We start from the raw sequence: 18,795 nt of genomic DNA, 5'->3' as shown, positions 1-18,795 counted from the left end.
CCCGCCCCGGTGACAGCTGTCACCGGCCCGATCGTGCGGGGCTCGCCTAGCGTGCCCCCATGTCGCACCGCTCCGCAACTCCCTCCGAACCCTTCACCACCGGCATCATTGCCGGCGAGCTCGCCGCGCTCGATGTCGGCGGCACGGCACCGGCCTGGATCAAGGTCGCGCCGGCCGGGCGGGTCGAGACGCGCGACGGACGTTCCTACGCCTTCGACCCTGCCGCGCTGGTCGCCCGGTTCAAGTCCGACGCGATCTCGATCCCGGTCGATCTCGATCACAGCGTTCCGCGCAAGGCCATGTTCGGCGAGGCCGGAACCGTGGTCGGCTGGGCGCCGGAGCTGGAAGCCCGCGCGGACGGCCTTTACGCCCGGGTCGAGTGGCTGAAGGCGGGCACGGTCGCGCTCGCCGCCCGCACCCATCGTTTCGTATCCCCGACCTTTCATCACGACGACGCCGGCAATGCGACCTGGCTGCATTCGGTCGCGCTCGTGCCAGCGCCGGCCCTTGCCATGCCCGCCGTCGCCTCGGCCGGCTTCACCAAAGAGGATCAGCCCATGCTGAAGAAGATCGCGGCGGCGCTCGGCCTGACCGAGGCCGCTGACGAAACCACCTGCCTTTCCGCCATCACCAGCCTGAAGGCGGAAACGGTTCCCAAGGCGGTGCATGAGCAGGCACTCGCCAGCCTTACCACCATCACGACCGCGAAGGACGCGGCCGAGGCCAAGCTCACCACGCTCGCCGCAGAGGCGCACAAGAAGGACGTCGACGCCCTGCTCGACGACGCGCTGACAAAGAAGAAGATCGTCCCCGCCCAGCGCGAGGAGTACGCGAGCCTCTGCGCCACGCCGGAAGGGCTGAAGCAGGTCAAGAACCTGATCGAGAAGACGCCGGCCAATCTCCAGGCGTCGGCGCTCGACGAGCGCGAGGTGCCGACCGCCGGGGGCGACATCAATGCCACGACGCTCGCCGCCCTGGCGGTCGCCTACCAGAAGAGGCTCGCCGGCGACGGCATCACGATCTCGACGGCGGATGCCGTCCATGCGGTGAAGGAGGGCAAGAAGTGAGGGCGCTCATCAAATCCTATATCGGCGCTGTAGCCGTCGACCCCTACCTCATCGTGACGGCGGCAGCGCCCACCACTGGCACGACGGTGCGCCCCGGAACGGCGGCCACCGATGTCCTGCTCGGCGTGACGGACGCGCTCGGCGGCGACCAGGGCGGAACCGTCGACGTCGTTCTCTCCGGGCCGGCCGAGGTGCGCGCCGGCGGCAACATCGCGTTCGGCGACCCGCTGACCAGCGACGCCAACGGCAAGGCGGTCAAGGCCGTGCCGATCGCCGGGCAGACCGTCGTCATCGTCGGCTGGGCGGGCGCGCCCGCCGCGCTTGACGACATCCTCCCGATCACGGTGGCCAAGAGCCTCCTTCCCACGCCGGCGGCCTGACGGTCGCGCGCGCCACCCGCCAATTCGAGGTTCTTCCATGGCTCCCCGTCGTTCCTTCTCCGTCGACCCGGTGCTCACCGCGGTCGCCATCGCCTACCGCAACCAGGCGCAGATGCTCATCGCCGACCAGGTGCTGCCGCGCCAGGACGTCGCCCAGGAGCGCTTCGGCTGGACGTCCTATCCGCTGGCAGATGCCTTCACGGTGCCTGAGACCCGCGTCGGCCGCACCGGCAAGGTCAATGAGGTCGAGTTCTCCGGCAAGGAGGAGACCAGCGAGGTCGAAGACCACGGCCTCGATGCACCGGTGGTCAACAGTGACGTGAAAGCGGCGGCAGCCGCCCGCGCCGCCGGTCGCTCGATCTACGACCCCGAGGCTCGGGCGGTCGAAGGGCTGACCGATCTCGTCACTCTGGCGCGCGAAGTGCGCGTGGCTGCCGTGGTGCAGGACGAGAACAACTACGCTGCCGCGCGCCGCGTGGTGCTCGCCGGCAGCGACCAGCTGGACAATTACGAGGCTAGCGATCCGATCGAGACGATCCAGGACGGCATCGATGGCACGCTGATCTACCGGCCGAACACCTGCGTCATGGGCTCCGTCGTGTGGTCGAAGGTCCGGCGCCACCCGCATCTGGTCAATGCCATCAAGGGCAACCTGACCGAAAAGGGCATGATCACGCGCGAGCAGTTCTGCGAGCTGTTCGAGATCCAGCGCCTGCTCGTGGGCGAGGGCCATGTCAACCTCGCGCACAAGGGGCAGGCCCCGAACCTGCAGCGTGTGTGGGGCAAGAACATCGCGCTGCTGCACATCAATCCCGCGGCGACTCCCGGCCAGGGCATCACCTGGGGAATGACCGCGCAGTTCGGCACCCGCATCGCCGGGCGCATCGAGGATCCGGATCTCGGCCTGGAGGGCGGCCACCGCGTGCGTGCCGGCGAGCGCGTGAAGGAACTGATGATCGCCAAGGATGTCGGCTACCTCATCAAGAACGCGGTCAGCTGACGATGGCTCCGCGCGCGACAAAGACCAGGGCGGCGAAGGCCGCCCGCGGAAATACCCCCGAGGGGGCGCCTGGTACGGCTCGCGAGGCCCCCAGCGCCGGTAGCGGTGACGACGCTTTGCAGGCGCCGTCCGGGACACAGTCCGCGCCCCCGTCATCCATACCTGCCGACCAGCAGCCGGAGCACAGCAGCTCGGTCGGGACGGCAAAGCCGGAGGCCGAGCTCGTCGACAAGGTCGACGGGGAAGCCGCCCAGGCGTCGACGAGCGGAGTAACGTCCGGGCTGTCCGCGCCTGAAACCGGCGAGGCGACGGGGAGCGGCGCGCCGGCTGGCGCCGCCTCCGACGCCGATCTTCAGAGCGACGCTGGCGACGGCGTCGCCAAGACGGCCATCCCCGCCACTGCGGATGGAACCCCGCACGAGCTGGCTGCCCCCTTCGATCCCGCAGCCTTCGTCGCCGGCCTCGGCGAGGCCGAGAAGCTCGCACTGGCGGTCTGGTTTCGAGACGCCTTTCCGCTCGTGTTCGACCCGTTTAGCGGCACCGTGCGCGAGCGCGCCGACAGGAAGCCGTCCGGCGGCATCGGCGAGAACGAGCGGATGTTCCGGCTGCTCTCCCGCGTCAAGCGCGGCGGTCACTACTACACGCCGGATGGCTGGGTGCCGCTCACCCGGAAAGAGCATGCGGCCCTGAAGTCCGTCGGCGTGGTCGCCGAGGACTGGCCCGACTGAACCCGGCCGACCGCGCTGCACGCGACAGGCGCGCGGGAGCCGCGCGGCCCGGACCTCCGGGCCCCTGACGGGGGCGGTACGCCGCCCCCGTCCACCCCTCCCGCACCAGGAGCCCGCCCATGTCCGACATCCCGAACGATCAGCCCCTTTCCGACGCGGCGGCCGGCTTCGCGAAGGAACAACTCAAATCCTTCATCGAGCGCATCGAGCGGCTCGAAGAGGAAAAGAAGAGCATCGCCGACGACATCAAGGACGTCTTCCTGGAGGCGAAGGGCACCGGGTTCGACACCTCGGCGCTGCGGGAAATCCTGAAGATCCGCAAGTCGGACGCCGACCAGCGCGCCGAACATGAGGCCATCGTCGACCTGTATCTGCAGGCGCTCGGCATGGTGGGCGCCTGATCATGGCCTTCGCCTTCGCCACTCTCGCCGACGTCCTGGAGCGCTACCCCGCCGAGGCCACCGTCCTCGCCGCCGACGAGACCACGCGCGAGCGCGACGATGCCCGCATCGAGGCGGCGCTGGTCGACGTCGGCGCCGAGATCCGCGCGGTGCTGTTCGCCCGCTACACCCGCGACGAGCTCGGTCGCATCGACGATGACAGCCGCGAGGTGCTGCGCATCTACGCCACCGACATCGCGCTCTACCGGGTCGCGCTTTCCTTCGGTCGCGGCAATGAGCGGATCAAGGAACGGTACGACGTGGCGGTGAAGCGGCTGGAGGCCATCGCCGCCGGTAAGGGCGCACTGACCTTTGACGGGCCGGGCGGCGGTGGCGTGCCCGGCGGCGGACTGCCCGGCGAACCCTCGACTGTCGGGCCGTCCGAGCCGCTCGTCGTCGCGCCCGAGCGCGTCTTCACCCGCGACCGCATGCGAGGCTGGTGATGGACGGCATCCGCCTGGTCATCGATGTCGAGGGCGTGCTCCCCGGTGACATGCTGGCACGGCTGGCGGACGGCCTGTCCGACACGCTGCCGCTGATGACCGATATCGGCGCTGTGCTGGAATCCTCGACGCGCGAGCGCATCGAGGACACCAAGACCGCGCCGGACGGGACGCCATGGCCTGAGAACCGGGCGGGCACGTCCACGCTCCTGGCCACCGGCCGCCATCTGCGCGACAGCGTCGCCTTCATAGCGGCGCCGTCCGAGGTGGAGGTTGGCGCCGCCTGGGAGCACGCGCATGTCCACCAGGACGGTGCCGTCATCAAGCCCAAGAGCGCCACGCGGCTGCACTTCATGGTCGGCAACACGCCGGTGTTCGCCCGTCAGGTGACGATCCCGGCCCGTCCCTTCGTCGGTGTCTCGGCCGAGGACGAGACCGAGATCGAGCGGGTGGGGCTCGACTGGCTTTCGGGCCTCGTCTCCGGCTTGCCGGGAGCGCGATGATGATTGCTCCCCGAACCCTTGCGCAACGCCTGGAGGACGCCCGTGTCGCCCAGCTGGTGACGGCGATCGTCGCCACGCTGAAGCCGCTCTTTCCCGGCGTCGAGCTGCGCGAGCTGCCTGGCCGGATCGACATCTCCGACATCATCGCCGGCGACGTCTTCCCTCCGCCCATGATCGGCGTGACCTTCTCGCGGGTGCGCCAGCCGATCCATGTCGGCGGTTCGTTTGATCTGCCGGTCGAACTCGTCGCCTATCTCGTCACGGAGGAAACGGTCATCGGCTCCCGCTCGGAGCGCCGCGAGGCCGTCGCCCATGCCCTCGGCTACGGACTTTTCGAGATCCTCGCAGACTTCGACGTGCCGCGCTGGGGCCTGACATCGCTCCGGCTGCCGGAGGATGCCGAGATGCGCCCGCTCGTGACGGCGCAGAGCTACGCGAAGGGCACGGCCTACTACTCGCTGACCTGGCGCCAGGTGCTACTCGGCATGGGCTCGGACCCACTGGTCCGGATGCCCTATGCCGGAGTCGAGGCGGTCGAGGATGGTTCCGTCGTGGAGTTCCCGGCGGATCTGTCGGAGGCCCCGGTATGAGCGCCGCGCCGCATCGCGAAGAGTTCCGCTGGCGCCAGTTGGCGCGACGGCTGGACATGATCGAGCGCAGCCTCGGCGAGGCTCATCAGCGCGTCGCGCGCGTCTTCATGCCCGGAAAGGTCGCCGAGACCCGTGCCGTCGCCGGCGACTGGCAGGTGCGGCTTGATCTCGGCGCGAATACCGAAGGCAAGGCGGTGTTGTCCCCGTGGCTTCCGGTGCAGCCGGTCAGCGCCGGCGCTCTCAAGGTCAAGGTCAGGCCCTCCATCGGCGAGCGGTTCGGCATGCTCTCGCCGTCCGGCACGGTCGGCGAAGGCAGCTGGTGCGTACGCGGCCCTTTCGACCAGGACCACTCCGCGCCCGCCGGCGGCGAGGACGTGGTGCTGGAGCGGGGGCAAAGCCGCATCACCATTGCGGACGGACGCATCGTCATCACCTCGGGCGGTTCGACGGTCGCGCTCGATGGCGGCGAGGTTCGCGTCAATGGCGAGACCGTCAGCGTCGCCGGCGCGATAGGCCTGACCGGCGAGGCGCTCACCCACAACGGCAAGAACATCTCGAACGATCACGTCCATATCGCCGTGATGCCTGGGCCCGGCACCTCTGGCCCGCCCCTCTGAAGGAGAACCGCATGAAGGACTATCGCATCACCGAACGTCGCCCGATCGGCGGCCGCATGCGCAAGGTCGGCGAGATCGTCTCGCTCGATGACCGACAGCACGCCGCCGAGGCGCCCTGGGGCGGCCTGGAGCCCGTGCAGCCCGATCCGCCGGCCAAGGGCAAGAAGGCCGCGGCCGACAAGGCCGACTGATCACGCCTTGAAGGAGCTTTGAATTGACCCTCACGACGCGAACGGGAATGGATCGTGCGACCGGCCGGTTGCTGCGCGGGCGTGCGCATGCCGAGCAGTCCGTGCGCGACATCCTCGCGACACGGAAGCTCCAGCGGGTCATGAACCTCGATTATGGCTCGGACCTCGCCGCCCTTCGCGGCGAGAACATGACCGCGGCCAATGTGCTGAGGGCTTACGCCGAGATCGTCGAAGCGGTTCACTCGCAGGAGCCGGGCATCCGCATCGCCCGAATGGAGCCGACCTATCTCGCCGGACGGGAGGGCGCCATCGGCTTCGATCTCCATCAGGTCTTCTATCCCTACGGCCACCTCGGCGATTACAGCGTCGCCGAGGGCTTCACCTTCACCCTTCCGGCCTCGGTGCTGGTGCGCGGGAGTGCGGCGGCATGACGGACGGGGTGACGGTCGCGGCACTGGCGGGCCTGCCGCCAGCGCAGATCATTGAGGAGCTGTCCTGGCAGGCGATGACCGAGCGCAAGGTCGCCCGCTTCCAAGAGTTCTGGACGATCGAGCGGGCCGCCAATCCGGCGTTGCCGGCCATCGACACGCTGCATCTGCCGAGCGACCCCGGCCGGAAGATCATCGAGATGGCCGCCTATGAGGAGGCGGCACTGCGGGCCCGCGTCAATGACGCCGCGCGTTCCAATCTGCTGTTCTATTCCCAGGGCAGCGACATCGATCATCTCGTCATCTTCCACGACGTGCTGCGCATGTATAGCGAGGCCGACGACGCGGTGAAATCCCGCACCATCCTCGCCATTGCCGGCCGCAGCCCCGGCGGCCCGAAAGAGCGATACGAGGCGATCGCCCGCGCCGCCGATGTGCGGGTGAAGCACGCGCACGCCTATCGTATCGGCCGCGACCCGACGATCCATATCGCCATCTGGTCGACGGACAATGCCGGCGTCGCCGATGCGGCGCTGCTGGCGAAGGTGCGGGCGGCGCTGGAAAGCAGGGCGCACGGCCTCATCAACGACACTTTCAACGTGCGGGCCGCGGTCTTCATAGCGGCGGACATCACCCTCGATGTCTGGCTGCTGCCCGATGCTCTGGAATCTATCCTTGAGGCGATCCCCTCCGCCGTGACGGAGGCCTGGTCGAGCGAGACCGGCATGGGCTTCGATCTCGCGGGCGAATGGGTCCAGGCGCGGGCGATGATCGCGGGTGTTCGCCGGGCGCGCATGACCTCCGTCGAGATCACGGCCGCGCCTTATGAGGCGATCTCGATCCGTTCCGTGACAGCCAATTATCGCGGGAGGGACTATTGAGCGCCCATGACGCCGCGCAGCTGCTGCCGACCTCCGCTCATGTCTATGAGAGGACGCTCGCCCGTGCCGTCGACACCACCGATGTGGTCGGCCCGTCGATCGACAGCCTGCACGGGCTGAAGATCCTCAACCCGCCGGCGTCGTTTCTGCCCTATCTGGTGTGGGAATACGGGCTCGGCATGCTCTCGCCCTATGTGCCGAACCTTTACGATCTCATCGCCGAGGGCATCGACTGGCAGCGGGTGCGCGGGACGCCGGCGGCGGTCGACATGGCGCTCGGCTGGGTCGGGTATGAAGCCGCGATCGAATACGCCCCGGTGCGCCGGCGCTGGTGGAATTGCTGCCAGCTCGGCCTCGACCGCGTTCGCGACGACGAGGCCGACCTCATCCGCATCGACGGCCTGACCTGGCTGTCGATCCCGCTGCGCTCGGATTTCTGGCGCGCCTATGCCGGCTACGACGTCCGTGCGCTGGAATATGGCGAGCGTCGCTGGGGCGAGGCGATGTGGAGCGACGATTCCGGCGTCCTGATCGACGGCGCCCGCGCCAAATGGAGCTTCGGCCGGCGCTACGAGATCGTGCACGAGGTGACCGCCGAAGACCTCGCCGCGCACGGCATCCCCGACCCATGGGCGCTTGAGATCGACGGCGAGCCGCTGACGCTCGATGGCGAGGCGCTGCGCTTCGTGCCCGCCGGCGGCACGTCGGTTCGCTGGGGCGGCCCGTGGCTGGCGGTGCCGTGGCGCTCCACCGAGACCTTCAACGCGTCGGCCGCCACGCTGGAAGCCACCGGATCGGGCCCGGCCTGGGCGGTCTTCAAGGACGAGGCCGGCGCCGTGCTGTTCTATCGCCGCGCCCGGGCACGCCGGCGCGTCAAGGCCGATCCCGCCGGCATCTACGAGATCGCCGGCAGCCGCTTCGCGCCGACGGATGCTGCGGCGACGCGCCTCTACATCGAGGCCATGACGGATTTCGGCGAGGGCGCCGGCCGCGTCGCCGCGAGCGTCGGTTTCATCCTGTCCGGTCAGCCCGCCTCGGGCCTCAAGCCCGGGGCGGCGCATCTTGAGCCCGGCGAGCTGGAGCCGGCCGGGCCGATCATCGCCGAGACGCTCTTTCACATTGAGTTCGGCCGCACCGTGCGCGAGCGCGTGGCCTGCCTGCTGAGGTTCTGATGGCTTACGAGCATCCTTCCGGACTGCCCTACACCTTCGACCGATCCGCCGCCTTCCCGGCCATGTCGGGCCTCGTTTTCTCCGAGCGCACCTTTGGCGAAGGCGCTGAACACAACGAATTGCAGTCCATCATGCGCAAAAGGGCGCAGCGGATCGGCGACATGGTGGCGCGTGACGGTGACCGGCTGGCCGATGCGGCGGTCGTGATCGATGTCGAGGCCGGACGCATCACGCTCGCGGGCGGGCTGATCTATGCCGCCGGCGACGTCCGCACCGTGCCCGCGCGCGTCCTCGATGACGTGGAGCTGGCCGGCGACGTGTCGATCGGCATCCGCCTCGTGCGGCGCTACATCACCGCCGAGGACGAGCCCGCCCTGTACGGGCTCGCGCCCGGCGCCGAGTCCGAGGGCGAGCCGACCGCTGCCCGTGAGATCGAGGACGTGTCCTGGTCGCTGCGATCGCTCGACGAGCCCGGCGATTTCTATCGGGTCTACCTCGCCAAGGACGGCACGGTCATCGACCAGACCGCCCCGTCGAATCTGACGCAGATCGCCCAGCAGATCGCGGCGAAGGACCGGGCGGTGACGGGCGGCAATTATGTCATCGAGGGCTGTCAGGTCACGGCCATCGGTCAGGTCGGCAGCGCGATGCACTTCGCCATCAGCGAGGGCGCGGCCTCGATCTATGGCTACACCCGCACCCGCTCGGCCGCGCTGCGCTATGGCGAGCCGCTGGCATGGGACACCGAGCAGATCGACGCCGAGCCGCACGTCTTTGCCGACGCCGGGACCGGCACGGCCGTCATCCCGCTCAATCGCGGGCCGGTGGACCAGATCCTTACGGTCATCGTCACCAAGCAGGCGACCGACACCATCGTGCGCGGCTCGCCGAATGGCACCTCCGACCCTCTGCCCCGCGCCAGCGCGACAGAGATCATCTCCGTCACGCAGGGCGCGACCACCTATCCGGATACGGCGTGGGATCTGACGGCGAACGCGGTCGACTGGTCGCCGGCGGGCACAGAGCCGGCGGTCGGGTCGAGCTATCAGGTCACCTATCGCCACCTTGAGGCGGTCGCCGTCGCCGACCTCGGCGTCCAGAGCGTCACGGTCGCCGGCGGCGTCACCGGTACAGCGGTCCTCGTCGCCTACAAGTGGAAGCTGCCGCGCGTGGATCGCCTGTGCCTCGATGAATACGGGCAGGTGGTCTATGTGCGCGGTGTCTCCTCGGCCGTGCGCCCCAAACCGCCGGCCGACCGATCGAATCTCCTCGGCCTCGCCGACATCTACAATGACTGGCGTGGCGCGCCGGTCGTCACGAACAATGGCGTGCGCGTGTGTCATCTCGCGCTGCTGTGGCGCTACCTCAACCGCGTGGTCGATCTGCTCGACCTCGTGGCGCTGGAGCGGCTGAAGCGGGACATCGACAGCCGCGAGCCCGTCGCCAAGCATGGGCTTTTTGTGGATCCGTGCATCGACGACACCTATCGCGACCAGGGCGAGTCGCAGACGGCAGCGGTCTTCGGCGGCTCGATCCAGCTCGCCATCGACGAGACGCTGCATCAGATCCCGATGGCCGGGCCGGTGATGCTCGAATATGTCGAGGAGCTGATCATCGAGCAGCCGCGCCGGACTGGCTGCGTGAAGATCAACCCGCATGGCAATTTCGACCCGCTGCCGGCGAAGCTGACGATCACGCCCGCCGTCGATTATTGGTCCGAGACCCGCACGGACTGGCTGTCGGACAAGACCCAGCAGATCTCCGGCCTCACCGACCGCACCACCGTCACCACAGAGGTCGTGGATCAGCGCAAGGAATCGCTCGCCTATCTCAGGCAGATCGAGGTGGCCTACACGATCGAGGGGTTCGGTCCCGGAGAGGAGCTGCGTGTGCTCGCCTTCGACGGCCTGGACATCACGCCGCCGGCGGCCGAGGGTGACGAGAACGGCGAGATTGCCGGTACCTTCACTGTGCCGGCCAATGTCACCGCCGGCACGAAATGGCTCTATGCGCGCGGCGCCAGCGGCGTGGAAGCCTGGGCGCAGTTCGTCGGGCAGGGCGAGATCGACATCACCGTCATGCAGCGGCTGGTGTCGATCGAGATCGCGCCGCCGCCCGTGCCGCCGACGCCCGATCCGCCGGAGGACGAGCCGGATCCTGATCCCGAGCTGCCGCAGGTCATCAGCCGGCCCTCGCGCCCTGTCTCCTTCGGCACGCGTACCGATCCGCAGGCCGAATCCTTCGCCGTGCCGGAGATCCGGCACCTCACCAGTGCCGAGGTGCGGATCTGCAAGATCGGCAATGCCGGCAACCCGATCGCCATCGAGCTGACGCCGATGCGCGATGGCGACCCGACCGACGAGACGATGGCCTCGACCATCGTGCCGATGACCACGGTGGCGGTCGGCGACCGGGTGAAGGGCACCTGGAAGGCGCCGGTGGTGCTCACGCCCGATCGCATGTGGGCGATGGTGGTCAAGAGCGACGACAACGAGCACTCGATCTCCATCGCCGACCTCGGCGGCTACGACGACGATCGCGACGAGTGGGTGACCAAAAATCCGTACACGATCGGCAACCGTCACAGCTCCAGCAATGCGGTCTCGTGGGACCATCATCAGGGCTCGGACCTGACTTTCTGGCTCCGGGCGGCGAAATTCATCGCCACCTCGCGCCGGGTGCTGCTCGGGACCGTCAATCTCGTCGACTGCTCGGACATCAAGATCCGCGCCACGGTGCAGCTTCCGACCGACGCCTGCGAGCTGTACTTCGAGGTCGAGCGCGCGTCCGGCGGCGTCTTCCGCCTCCTGCCCAACGACAATGTCGAGCTCGACAGCTACATCACCGAGGCGGTCAAGGTGTGGGCTGTGCTTCGCGGCACCAGCAAGGTGAGCCCGGTGCTTTTTCCGGGCGTGACCGTGCTCGCTGGCAAGCTGCGCGCCACCGGCGACTATGTCTGCCGGGCCTTCGATGGCGCGACCGGCGTGACGGCGATCGCCCATTACAAGGCGCTCCTGCCGGCCGGGTCATCCGCCACGCTGACGATCGACAAGGCGGATGATGTCTGGTCGGCCATGCCGATCGACACCACCGCCGTGCTCAATGACGGCTGGATCGAGCGCCGGCACGAGCTGGCATCGCTCACCGCCGACGCCGTCCGCATCAAGATCGAGCTGGCAGGGACGCCGGCGGCCCGGCCGTCCGTCGCCGAGCCTCGCTTCGCCACCATCTGAGGTCTGCCATGCCCGACATGATCGACAGCAGGACCGAGCATTACGGCCTCCCGGTGCCCGTGTTCGATGGCAATACGCAGGACTATGACATCCCGCGCACCGCGGAGGCCTTCGCCCTGGTCGACGCTGCGCTCGCCGCCCTTGCGGCGGCCGTCGCGGGCAAAGCCCCGGCGGAGCATACGCACGCCATGGGCGCCATCATCGGACTGGTGGAGGCTCTCGCCGACAAGGCGGCTCTTGCGCACCTGCACGCCCTCGACGACCTGTCCGACGTCGATGCCGCCGACCCGGCCAACAGCATGGTGATCAAGCGTGTCGGCACCCGCTGGGTGGCGGCAACGCTTAACCTTGGCGATGTGCCGAGTTGGGAAGGCACCGTCGATGCGAAGATCGCGGAGGCCATCGCCTCGCTCGCCGGCGCGGCGCCGGCGGCGCTCGACACCTTCGCCGAGCTGGCGGCGGCGCTCGGCTCCGATCCGGCATTCGCCACCACGATCTCGACCGCGCTGGGCTACCGGCTGCGCTTCGATGCTGCGCAGACGCTATCGCCCGCCCAGCGGGCGCAGGCCCTGACAAACCTCGGCGTGACGGCCTTCATCCGGGGCCTGCTCGACGACGCCAGTGCCTCGGAGGCTCTGACCACGCTCGGCGTCACGCCCTTCGTGCGGTCGCTTCTGGACGACGCCAACGCCGACGCCCTGCTGACGACGCTCGGGTTCGGCGCGGGCATCAAGGAGCTCCTGCCGTACTCGTCGGTCCTCAATCTCTGGCTCGGCATCAAGCAGCCCGCGACGGCGATCGTGACCGGCGTTGTCGAGCTGGCGACGAATGCCGAAGCCGTCGCCGGCACGGATGCCGCGCGTGCCGTAACCCCGGCCGCATTGAAGGCAGTGACCGCCGCGCTGGCCACCCTCGACTCGCCCACCTTCACCGGGACGCCGTCGGCGCCATCGCCGGCTTCCACTGACAACGATACGTCAATCGCGACCACCGCCTTCACCCAGCACCTCATCGCCACCAAAGTCCTCATCCAGGACCGGGCCGGGTTGTACGCCGCGATCGGCGGCAGCCTTGGGCAGATCGGCGCGCTGGCCTTCGGCACAGCAGGCGGCAATGGCTATGGCGACATCGTCGCGGGCTCCACGATCACCGTCGACTATGGGATCGGCGGAATTACCACCACTCTCGCCGGCGGGTCGTGGCGCTGCCTGGGCGTGCCGTTCGCGCTGGGCGCGAGCGGGCGAATTGGTCTCTGGCAGAGGGTCTCGTGATGTCTGACGTGCAGCCTTATGAGATCGAATACGGCTCGGCGGCCATCAATGCGACCGGCACGATCGACTGCAGGGTGCGGCCGCCGCATCTCGATCTCGCTGAGGGGGTCTATCTGCCCTTCACCGCGTCGCCCGACGATCCCGAGCCCGCCGGCCGGGACGTCCACGAGCGCGTTATCGCCGGCCAGGCCGGCCCGATTGCACCCTATGAGGCCGGAGAGAGCTGATGGCGATCGACATAGGCAATCCCGCCGGCCGCCGCGCCGACCTGGTCGCGGCGCTCAAGACTCTCATGCAGCCGGAATGGACCGACTTCGAAGCCCGCGCGACGGCGGTCGAGGCGATCTTCACCGCCATCGTCGGCGGCACGCCGGAGGTGATCAGCGCGGCGGCCTGGTCGCCGGCGCTTGGCGGTCGAGGGCTTGAAAAGCACTTCACGGCCGCCTGCCTCGTCACCCTCCCGAATGACCCGGTTTTCCCGACCGGCTGGAACATCCCGCTGTCGCGCCTCGGCGCCGGCGAGGTGACGATCGCGGCCGCCGCCGGCGCGACGCTGAAGACCCATCCGGTCGGCACCAAGCTGCCGCCGGACGGCGCGCTGGTGCTGGCCCGTGTCATCGCCAATGACGGCACCAACGTCACCTGGCATGTGCAGGGAGACCTCTCGTGACCGTGCTGCTCGGCGGCGCCCCGGCCATCATCGGGCCGTCCGAGGTCGGCCGCTGGATGGCGGCTCGGGGCGCGCCCGGCGCGGCGATGCTCGTCGATTTCGCGGGTGGCCAGGTCGGCATCCGCGACGCCGCCGGCGCGCCGCGCTGGGGCTCAGTGGGTGGCGACCTTGCCTTCGCCCGCGCGTCGTCGGCCGGGCGCTGGCCGGCCGCCGGCGGGTACGAGATGGTCGGCAGCGGCGTGCTCCGCTACGACCACGACCCGGTCACCCGGACGCCGCTGGGCGTGCGGATCGAGAGCTATCTATCGGCGATTACCACTAGCACCGTGGCATTCACGCTGGGTGACACAGACTGGACAAGTGGTTTTTTCGCAGAAAACGTCGTGCCTGTTACGAGCGCCTTCAACGGCGGCGGAGCAGCGAAGCACATTTGCCACGTCGGGGGCTCTCAGGCTCGATATCAGACCGTGACCATGACCGCTGGGCAAAGCTATCGCTTGGATGTCATCTTGGAGAGGCTGCCCGACCAGGCCCCGTATTCCACCTTTGGCTTGCTGGCCGGATCGTGGCTGGGGCTGCTATTCTACAACTGGGCGAATGGGTCGATGACCGTCCCTCAGGGCGCGGCTACCGACATCATTGTCGAGCAGCTTGGCTCCGGCCCCAACGGCGGCCAGATGGTCCGGCTATCTGCTGTGATCAACGCGGGCGAGCACGCTTCTGCTCTCGTCTACGTGTATCCCAACGGGTCGTCGGGTGCTGTCACTGGTCAGGAGTGCATCCTTCACTACGCCTGTGCCTCTACCGGCGCTTTGCACAGCTCGCCGCGTATCGTGCCGGTAGGCAGCCTGCAAGCGAGGGCGGCCGACAATTTAAGTATGGTGTCGCCTGTCGCCCTCGCTGATGGTTTCACTGTCGCCGCCGCCGCCCGTCGCCCGGTAAGCCAGAATTCGGGTGACGAGAACAGCCTCCTGATCTGGACGCCCGCAAGTGGCATCGCTGACCGCTTCTCGATCGGTCGATCGAGCAACCAACTGACCATCTACAATTACGTCGCGAACGCTTATCGAGGCCACCTCACGCTCGGCGGATCGACCACACTGACACCCGACCAGCCATTTCGGCTCGCCGTGTCTTGGTCGGCCGCGCGGGGCCTGCGCGGCACGCTCCTCGGCGGCGCGGTCGCTAGCGCCGCCCTTGCATCTCCTCCAGCGACCACGCTCGAGAAGCTGGGCATCGGCAATCGACATGGTCTCGCGCCTTGGAACAGCACCGTCGAGCGCGCGGCCTTGTGGCCGCACGATAATTTCACCGACGACCAGCTACGGGGGCTGCTGGCATGATCGACCATCTCTTGCGATTTGCGGATGAAGCAAGCGCCATGGCCGCGCTGCCTGCCTATGTGCTCGAAGGCATCGAGCCGGGCGAATGGCATTGGGACGCATCCTGCGTCATCTCTGCGGTCGACGTCTATCGTGTGACCGGTACCGAGACCGTCGATGTGCAGGACGTCGGCCCCATCGAGCAGGAGATCCGCGCCCCCCTGGAAGGGTGGTTCCTCATCATCGCCCGGCCGGCACGCGACCCGGCGATCGAGGGCGAGGCCTGCGTGCTGATCGCCGACCGCGAGACGGGCGCGATCCTGCACACGATCACGACGTCAGAGGATCTGGAGAGCCTGCGCGTCACGCCGACGTTCGCCGGCAGTGCCTATTCGTTCGGCGCGCCAGCACCTCTCAGCTCTACGTGATTCGAAGGAAGACCAGACCTCTGCCGGTCAATTTAGGATTGATCGGCAGGAAGCTTCTCGGCCTCGTTTATCATCTTTTGCAAGTAGGATTTTGCCAGATTTGCTACGATTAATGGAGATGGGTCGGAAATGCGCTGACCTAAGTGAATTAGCGGCGGATTATGCCAGACTTTATTTCTGTCGTCGTACACTCGTTGTAAGATAGCTTTGGGACCTTTAACACGGATATCTAAATTATCAGGCGGATCCGCGTCGGTTAAGACCGATCCGTCTTTAAAAATGGCCAGCATTGACAATCTAACCGGACCTCTATTTCCACCAATCGTAATGCCGCCAGGATCAAGCTTCATAACATCAATAAGGCCGTGCTCATGGGCATTTCTAGCTTGGTGGAGATACCTTAATAGATCGTCGTTCTTTCGAAAAAACTTCTCTCCGCCTATCCATTGTCGGCTTTGCGGAACATTTTTCGCGCCAATCGTCAGTTTTGAATAAAATCCGTGAAAGCTTAGAAGAAAAGAGTTCCATGCATCAGAAAACGAATCGTAGCTATCGGCGTCCGTCATTTCTTCAATTGATCGACATGCAGAACGAAGGCGCTGCTTTGCTTGCTCTATTGCTACTGGATGCATGCCGTCAGAAGGTCCTGATCAATATCAATTGACCAAACTAATATAATGAAGAATCGAACACGAACAAGAGCTCGCTTCCAGGTTGATGCCAACAGCTCAGGCCGGTGACATCTGTCACCGGCGCGCCTTCCTGCGTTGCCACCTAGCCTCGCCTTCGATCCTCTCACGGTCAAGGCGCAAAAGGCATGGCAGCCCTCACCAAGAACCACGGCGTTCGCTTCCTCGACGCGGGCGAGGATGCGCGCACCGTCGTCACGCCGGATTTCTCGACACTCACCATCGTCGCGCCGGCCGACGAGGCGAACCCGAGCGTCTTCCCGTTGGAGACCAACGTTCATCTCTATGGCGACGAGGCGGACAAGATCGCCCAGCTCGGTGACGCCGGCGAGATCGGCGATGCGATCGACGACATCCTCTCCGAAGGCGTCGCCGCCTCCATCCTCGTGCGTCGCGTCGAGAAGCGGGAGACGCGCAACGAGCAGCTCGGCGCCATCATCGGCGACCCGTCCGACCGCACCGGCCTGTGGGGCCTGCTCGATGCACGCGCGCAGACGCTGGTCCGGCCGGGTCTCGTTATTTCGCCCGGCTTCACCAATGACAGCCTGATCGGCGCGACCCTCGTCACCATGACCGCGGAAGGCTCGGGCTACACCCAGGCGACGGCGACCTTCGTGTCGGCCGGCGCCCTGGTGGTGCCGACCGGCACCTGCGTCATCGAGGCGGGCAAGGTCATCGGCGTCACCATCGACAATGCGGGCATCGGCATCGTCGGCGCCGTGACCTGCACCATCGCCGGCAATGGCGAGGGCGCCACCTGCACGGTCGGCACCGGCCCGGTCGCCAATCCGGTCGCGCTTGCCATGTCGGCCGTGTGCAAGCGCATGCTGGCGATTGGCATCGTCGACGGGCCGAACCTCGACCGCACGGCCGCCGCCCTGTGGGCGGAACGCCTGCGCCGCGACGACGGCCGCTACCTCTACGCCATCGACCCGGCCGTGCGCCGCTTTGCCGTGCTCGACGGCTCCGACGACACGATCCTCACGCGTCCGGCCTCCGCCACCGTCGCGGCGATGTTCGCCAAGCGCGACCGTGCTCGCGGCGGACCCTATTGGAGCCCGGAAAACCAGACGTCGAGCGGCATCGTCGGCACGGCGCGGCCGATCTCCTACTATGATGGCGAGGTCGACCACGAGGCGAACTTCCTCGTCTCGACTTGTGGCGTGAACACCTTCATCGAAGGCAAGGAGCTGTACGGCTCCGAGACGCTGTCGAACGACACGAACTGGCGCTTCGTCAACAAGGTCCGCACCGAGAACGCCATCCGCGCCTCTCTGCCGGGCGCCCTGCGCAAATGGCGCGGCGAGAACTTCACCGCGCACAACGCCCTGATGGTGGTGAAGACGGTCGAGCAGTTCCTCGACGAGCTCGTCGGGCTCGGCGTGGTGCTGGGCTACACCCGGTATTTCGACCGGGCGCTCAACCCGAACGCCAACATGCGCCAGGGCATCCTGCGGATCGAGCTGCCGCACGAGAACACGCCGATCCTGTCGGACATGCAGTTCGGCATGCGGCCCTACAGCCCGGCCTTCGACATTCTCGCGGCCGACATCCAGCGCGCGCTCGGCGGCTACGACGCCGTTACCCTCGCGGCCTGATCGGGAGACTGACCCATGGAATTCGTTCGCAAGGGCGGCAACCTCTACAGCGAGGGATGGAACCACTGGCAGAAGCTGCGCAGCTACCAGCTTCCGACGCCGCGCGTGAAGACCGAGACGCTTTCGCCGGGCGGCGGCATCATGGATCTCGACGTGCCGATCGGTGCCATCGAGCCATTGACGCTGGGCTACAACCTGACCTCGGCGCATCCCGGCGAGCTCGGCACGATGGGCATGAGCCTCTCTCACGCGCGGCTCTACACCATCTACGAGTTGCTCCAGGACGAGCGCTCCGGCGTCAAGCGTGAGCGCATCATCACCGTACGGGGCATTTCCGCCGAGAACACGCCGGAGGAAATGGCCGGCCGCGGCGTCAAAGGTTACGGCCACCTGATCAAGTCCATCACGGAATATGAGGACGTGATCGAGGGCTACGGCATCGTCGCGCGCTTCAACTTCTGGACCAACACCTGGTCCGGCTACGGCATCACTGCCGGCAGCGACGACGACAACCGCATCCTGCGGATTTCCGGTGGCGCCACGCTCTGATCCCGCGCCCTTGAAGGCGCCTTGAAAGCCCTCCTGTCCCGAGGCGCAAGCCCTGTCCCCGAGGTGATTGCCATGGCCGAAGCCCTGCCACCGCCGATCGACGGCGAACCCGCTCTGACCCCGATCATGCCCGCGAGCGGAAAGCCGATGGAGGCCGGGGGCGAAGGCGCAATGGGGCGAGGCGAGGAACGCCGGAGCGCCGCACCGGCGGCGCCCATGATGGACATCGCGCAGCTTGCCTTCGCGGATAGCGCGGCCCGCGAGAAAACCCTTCCTCTGCTTTTTCCGTTCGATTTCGACGGCGTGCGTCACGAGACCATCCGCATTCGTCGCCTGACGACGCAGGAGGTCGGTGACGTCATGGGCAGCGGCTCTCGCAATCTCGACCTCTACCAGGTTTATTCCGTGATGACCGGCCTGCCGTCGGCGGTGCTGCGCGGGCTCGATGCTGAGGACGGCCTCGCGGTGACGGGGGTCTGTTCCGGTTTTTTGCCCCGACTGCTGAAGGCGGTGTTCGGCTTCAAGTGAACCCGGCGGACTGGCGGGCCGTAGCGGGCCGCGTCAGTGCCACCTTCAGCACACCATTGCCCGCGGT

At 67.4% G+C, this 18,795-nt stretch carries 23 protein-coding genes; 22 read left to right on the top strand and 1 reads right to left on the bottom strand.

Annotation, left to right across the window (positions count from 1 at the left end; genetic code table 11):
- Window positions 1-59 precede the first annotated feature (59 nt).
- The 19 genes from AC1PZ7_RS19840 to AC1PZ7_RS19750 all read left to right on the top strand — a co-directional run bounded on the left by AC1PZ7_RS19840 (window position 60) and on the right by AC1PZ7_RS19750 (window position 15,364).
- On the top strand, window positions 60-1,067 hold the full coding sequence (locus AC1PZ7_RS19840; RefSeq protein ID WP_482356903.1) for a phage protease: 1,008 nt from the start codon (window positions 60-62) through the stop codon (window positions 1,065-1,067).
- Window positions 1,064-1,447 carry a hypothetical protein gene (locus AC1PZ7_RS19835; protein WP_482356902.1) on the top strand — a complete coding sequence of 128 codons (384 nt, stop codon included), beginning with the start codon at window positions 1,064-1,066 and terminating at the stop codon, window positions 1,445-1,447. Before AC1PZ7_RS19840 ends, AC1PZ7_RS19835 begins: the two co-directional genes overlap by 4 nt.
- Before the next feature lie 37 nt (window positions 1,448-1,484).
- Entirely contained in the window at window positions 1,485-2,447 is a 963-nt protein-coding gene (locus AC1PZ7_RS19830) for a capsid protein (RefSeq protein WP_482356901.1), read from the top strand.
- 116 nt (window positions 2,448-2,563) lie between these two features.
- On the top strand, window positions 2,564-3,175 hold the full coding sequence (locus tag AC1PZ7_RS19825) for a hypothetical protein (RefSeq protein ID WP_482356900.1): 612 nt from the start codon (window positions 2,564-2,566) through the stop codon (window positions 3,173-3,175).
- A gap of 119 nt (window positions 3,176-3,294) precedes the next feature.
- Complete coding sequence (locus AC1PZ7_RS19820; protein WP_482356899.1) at window positions 3,295-3,576, top strand: DUF2312 domain-containing protein; 282 nt, start codon at window positions 3,295-3,297, stop codon at window positions 3,574-3,576.
- A 2-nt stretch (window positions 3,577-3,578) separates the two neighbouring features.
- The gene (locus AC1PZ7_RS19815; RefSeq protein WP_482356898.1) at window positions 3,579-4,058 is read left to right on the top strand and encodes a phage protein Gp36 family protein; all 480 of its coding nucleotides are present in this window, start codon (window positions 3,579-3,581) and stop codon (window positions 4,056-4,058) included.
- On the top strand, window positions 4,058-4,561 hold the full coding sequence (locus tag AC1PZ7_RS19810) for a phage virion morphogenesis protein (protein WP_482356897.1): 504 nt from the start codon (window positions 4,058-4,060) through the stop codon (window positions 4,559-4,561). The genes AC1PZ7_RS19815 and AC1PZ7_RS19810 overlap by 1 nt, the downstream gene beginning before the upstream one ends.
- The gene (locus AC1PZ7_RS19805; RefSeq protein ID WP_482356896.1) at window positions 4,561-5,151 is read left to right on the top strand and encodes a hypothetical protein; all 591 of its coding nucleotides are present in this window, start codon (window positions 4,561-4,563) and stop codon (window positions 5,149-5,151) included. Before AC1PZ7_RS19810 ends, AC1PZ7_RS19805 begins: the two co-directional genes overlap by 1 nt.
- Entirely contained in the window at window positions 5,148-5,768 is a 621-nt protein-coding gene (locus AC1PZ7_RS19800; RefSeq protein WP_482356895.1) for a hypothetical protein, read from the top strand. The genes AC1PZ7_RS19805 and AC1PZ7_RS19800 overlap by 4 nt, the downstream gene beginning before the upstream one ends.
- Window positions 5,769-5,779: 11 nt before the next feature.
- Window positions 5,780-5,959, top strand: a complete 180-nt coding sequence (locus AC1PZ7_RS19795) for a hypothetical protein (RefSeq protein ID WP_482356894.1) — start codon at window positions 5,780-5,782, stop codon at window positions 5,957-5,959.
- 47 nt (window positions 5,960-6,006) lie between these two features.
- On the top strand, window positions 6,007-6,390 hold the full coding sequence (locus tag AC1PZ7_RS19790; protein WP_482356893.1) for a GPW/gp25 family protein: 384 nt from the start codon (window positions 6,007-6,009) through the stop codon (window positions 6,388-6,390).
- Window positions 6,387-7,268 carry a baseplate J protein gene (locus AC1PZ7_RS19785; protein WP_482356892.1) on the top strand — a complete coding sequence of 294 codons (882 nt, stop codon included), beginning with the start codon at window positions 6,387-6,389 and terminating at the stop codon, window positions 7,266-7,268. Before AC1PZ7_RS19790 ends, AC1PZ7_RS19785 begins: the two co-directional genes overlap by 4 nt.
- On the top strand, window positions 7,265-8,440 hold the full coding sequence (locus tag AC1PZ7_RS19780; protein ID WP_482356891.1) for a phage tail protein: 1,176 nt from the start codon (window positions 7,265-7,267) through the stop codon (window positions 8,438-8,440). Before AC1PZ7_RS19785 ends, AC1PZ7_RS19780 begins: the two co-directional genes overlap by 4 nt.
- Window positions 8,440-11,673 (top strand): DUF4815 domain-containing protein, encoded by a 3,234-nt coding sequence (locus tag AC1PZ7_RS19775; RefSeq protein WP_482356890.1) that lies wholly within the window; start codon window positions 8,440-8,442, stop codon window positions 11,671-11,673. Before AC1PZ7_RS19780 ends, AC1PZ7_RS19775 begins: the two co-directional genes overlap by 1 nt.
- A gap of 8 nt (window positions 11,674-11,681) precedes the next feature.
- On the top strand, window positions 11,682-12,944 hold the full coding sequence (locus AC1PZ7_RS19770; RefSeq protein WP_482356889.1) for a hypothetical protein: 1,263 nt from the start codon (window positions 11,682-11,684) through the stop codon (window positions 12,942-12,944).
- Window positions 12,944-13,171 carry a hypothetical protein gene (locus AC1PZ7_RS19765; RefSeq protein WP_482356888.1) on the top strand — a complete coding sequence of 76 codons (228 nt, stop codon included), beginning with the start codon at window positions 12,944-12,946 and terminating at the stop codon, window positions 13,169-13,171. Before AC1PZ7_RS19770 ends, AC1PZ7_RS19765 begins: the two co-directional genes overlap by 1 nt.
- Window positions 13,171-13,614, top strand: a complete 444-nt coding sequence (locus AC1PZ7_RS19760; protein WP_482356887.1) for a hypothetical protein — start codon at window positions 13,171-13,173, stop codon at window positions 13,612-13,614. Before AC1PZ7_RS19765 ends, AC1PZ7_RS19760 begins: the two co-directional genes overlap by 1 nt.
- Window positions 13,611-14,957, top strand: a complete 1,347-nt coding sequence (locus AC1PZ7_RS19755) for a hypothetical protein (RefSeq protein WP_482356886.1) — start codon at window positions 13,611-13,613, stop codon at window positions 14,955-14,957. The genes AC1PZ7_RS19760 and AC1PZ7_RS19755 overlap by 4 nt, the downstream gene beginning before the upstream one ends.
- The gene (locus AC1PZ7_RS19750; protein ID WP_482356885.1) at window positions 14,954-15,364 is read left to right on the top strand and encodes a hypothetical protein; all 411 of its coding nucleotides are present in this window, start codon (window positions 14,954-14,956) and stop codon (window positions 15,362-15,364) included. Before AC1PZ7_RS19755 ends, AC1PZ7_RS19750 begins: the two co-directional genes overlap by 4 nt.
- 32 nt (window positions 15,365-15,396) lie before the next feature.
- On the opposite strand, the gene AC1PZ7_RS19745 is transcribed toward AC1PZ7_RS19750, so the two are convergent.
- Complete coding sequence (locus AC1PZ7_RS19745; protein ID WP_482356884.1) at window positions 15,397-15,996, bottom strand: hypothetical protein; 600 nt, start codon at window positions 15,994-15,996, stop codon at window positions 15,397-15,399.
- A gap of 185 nt (window positions 15,997-16,181) precedes the next feature.
- Between AC1PZ7_RS19745 and AC1PZ7_RS19740 the strand changes: the two genes are divergently transcribed.
- The 3 genes from AC1PZ7_RS19740 to AC1PZ7_RS19730 all read left to right on the top strand — a co-directional run bounded on the left by AC1PZ7_RS19740 (window position 16,182) and on the right by AC1PZ7_RS19730 (window position 18,728).
- Window positions 16,182-17,651 carry a hypothetical protein gene (locus AC1PZ7_RS19740; protein WP_482356883.1) on the top strand — a complete coding sequence of 490 codons (1,470 nt, stop codon included), beginning with the start codon at window positions 16,182-16,184 and terminating at the stop codon, window positions 17,649-17,651.
- Window positions 17,652-17,666: 15 nt separating this feature from the next.
- Window positions 17,667-18,200 carry a phage major tail tube protein gene (locus AC1PZ7_RS19735; protein ID WP_482356882.1) on the top strand — a complete coding sequence of 178 codons (534 nt, stop codon included), beginning with the start codon at window positions 17,667-17,669 and terminating at the stop codon, window positions 18,198-18,200.
- Window positions 18,201-18,272: 72 nt separating this feature from the next.
- Window positions 18,273-18,728, top strand: coding sequence for a phage tail assembly protein (locus AC1PZ7_RS19730; protein ID WP_482356881.1), 456 nt, complete (start codon window positions 18,273-18,275; stop codon window positions 18,726-18,728).
- The last annotated feature ends 67 nt before the right edge of the window (window positions 18,729-18,795 follow it).

Source organism: Ancylobacter sp. TW_SC_1 (genome assembly GCF_056836805.1).
The sequence above is the reverse complement of the archived record's forward strand: the minus strand, read 5'-3'. Positions and strand labels throughout refer to the sequence as shown.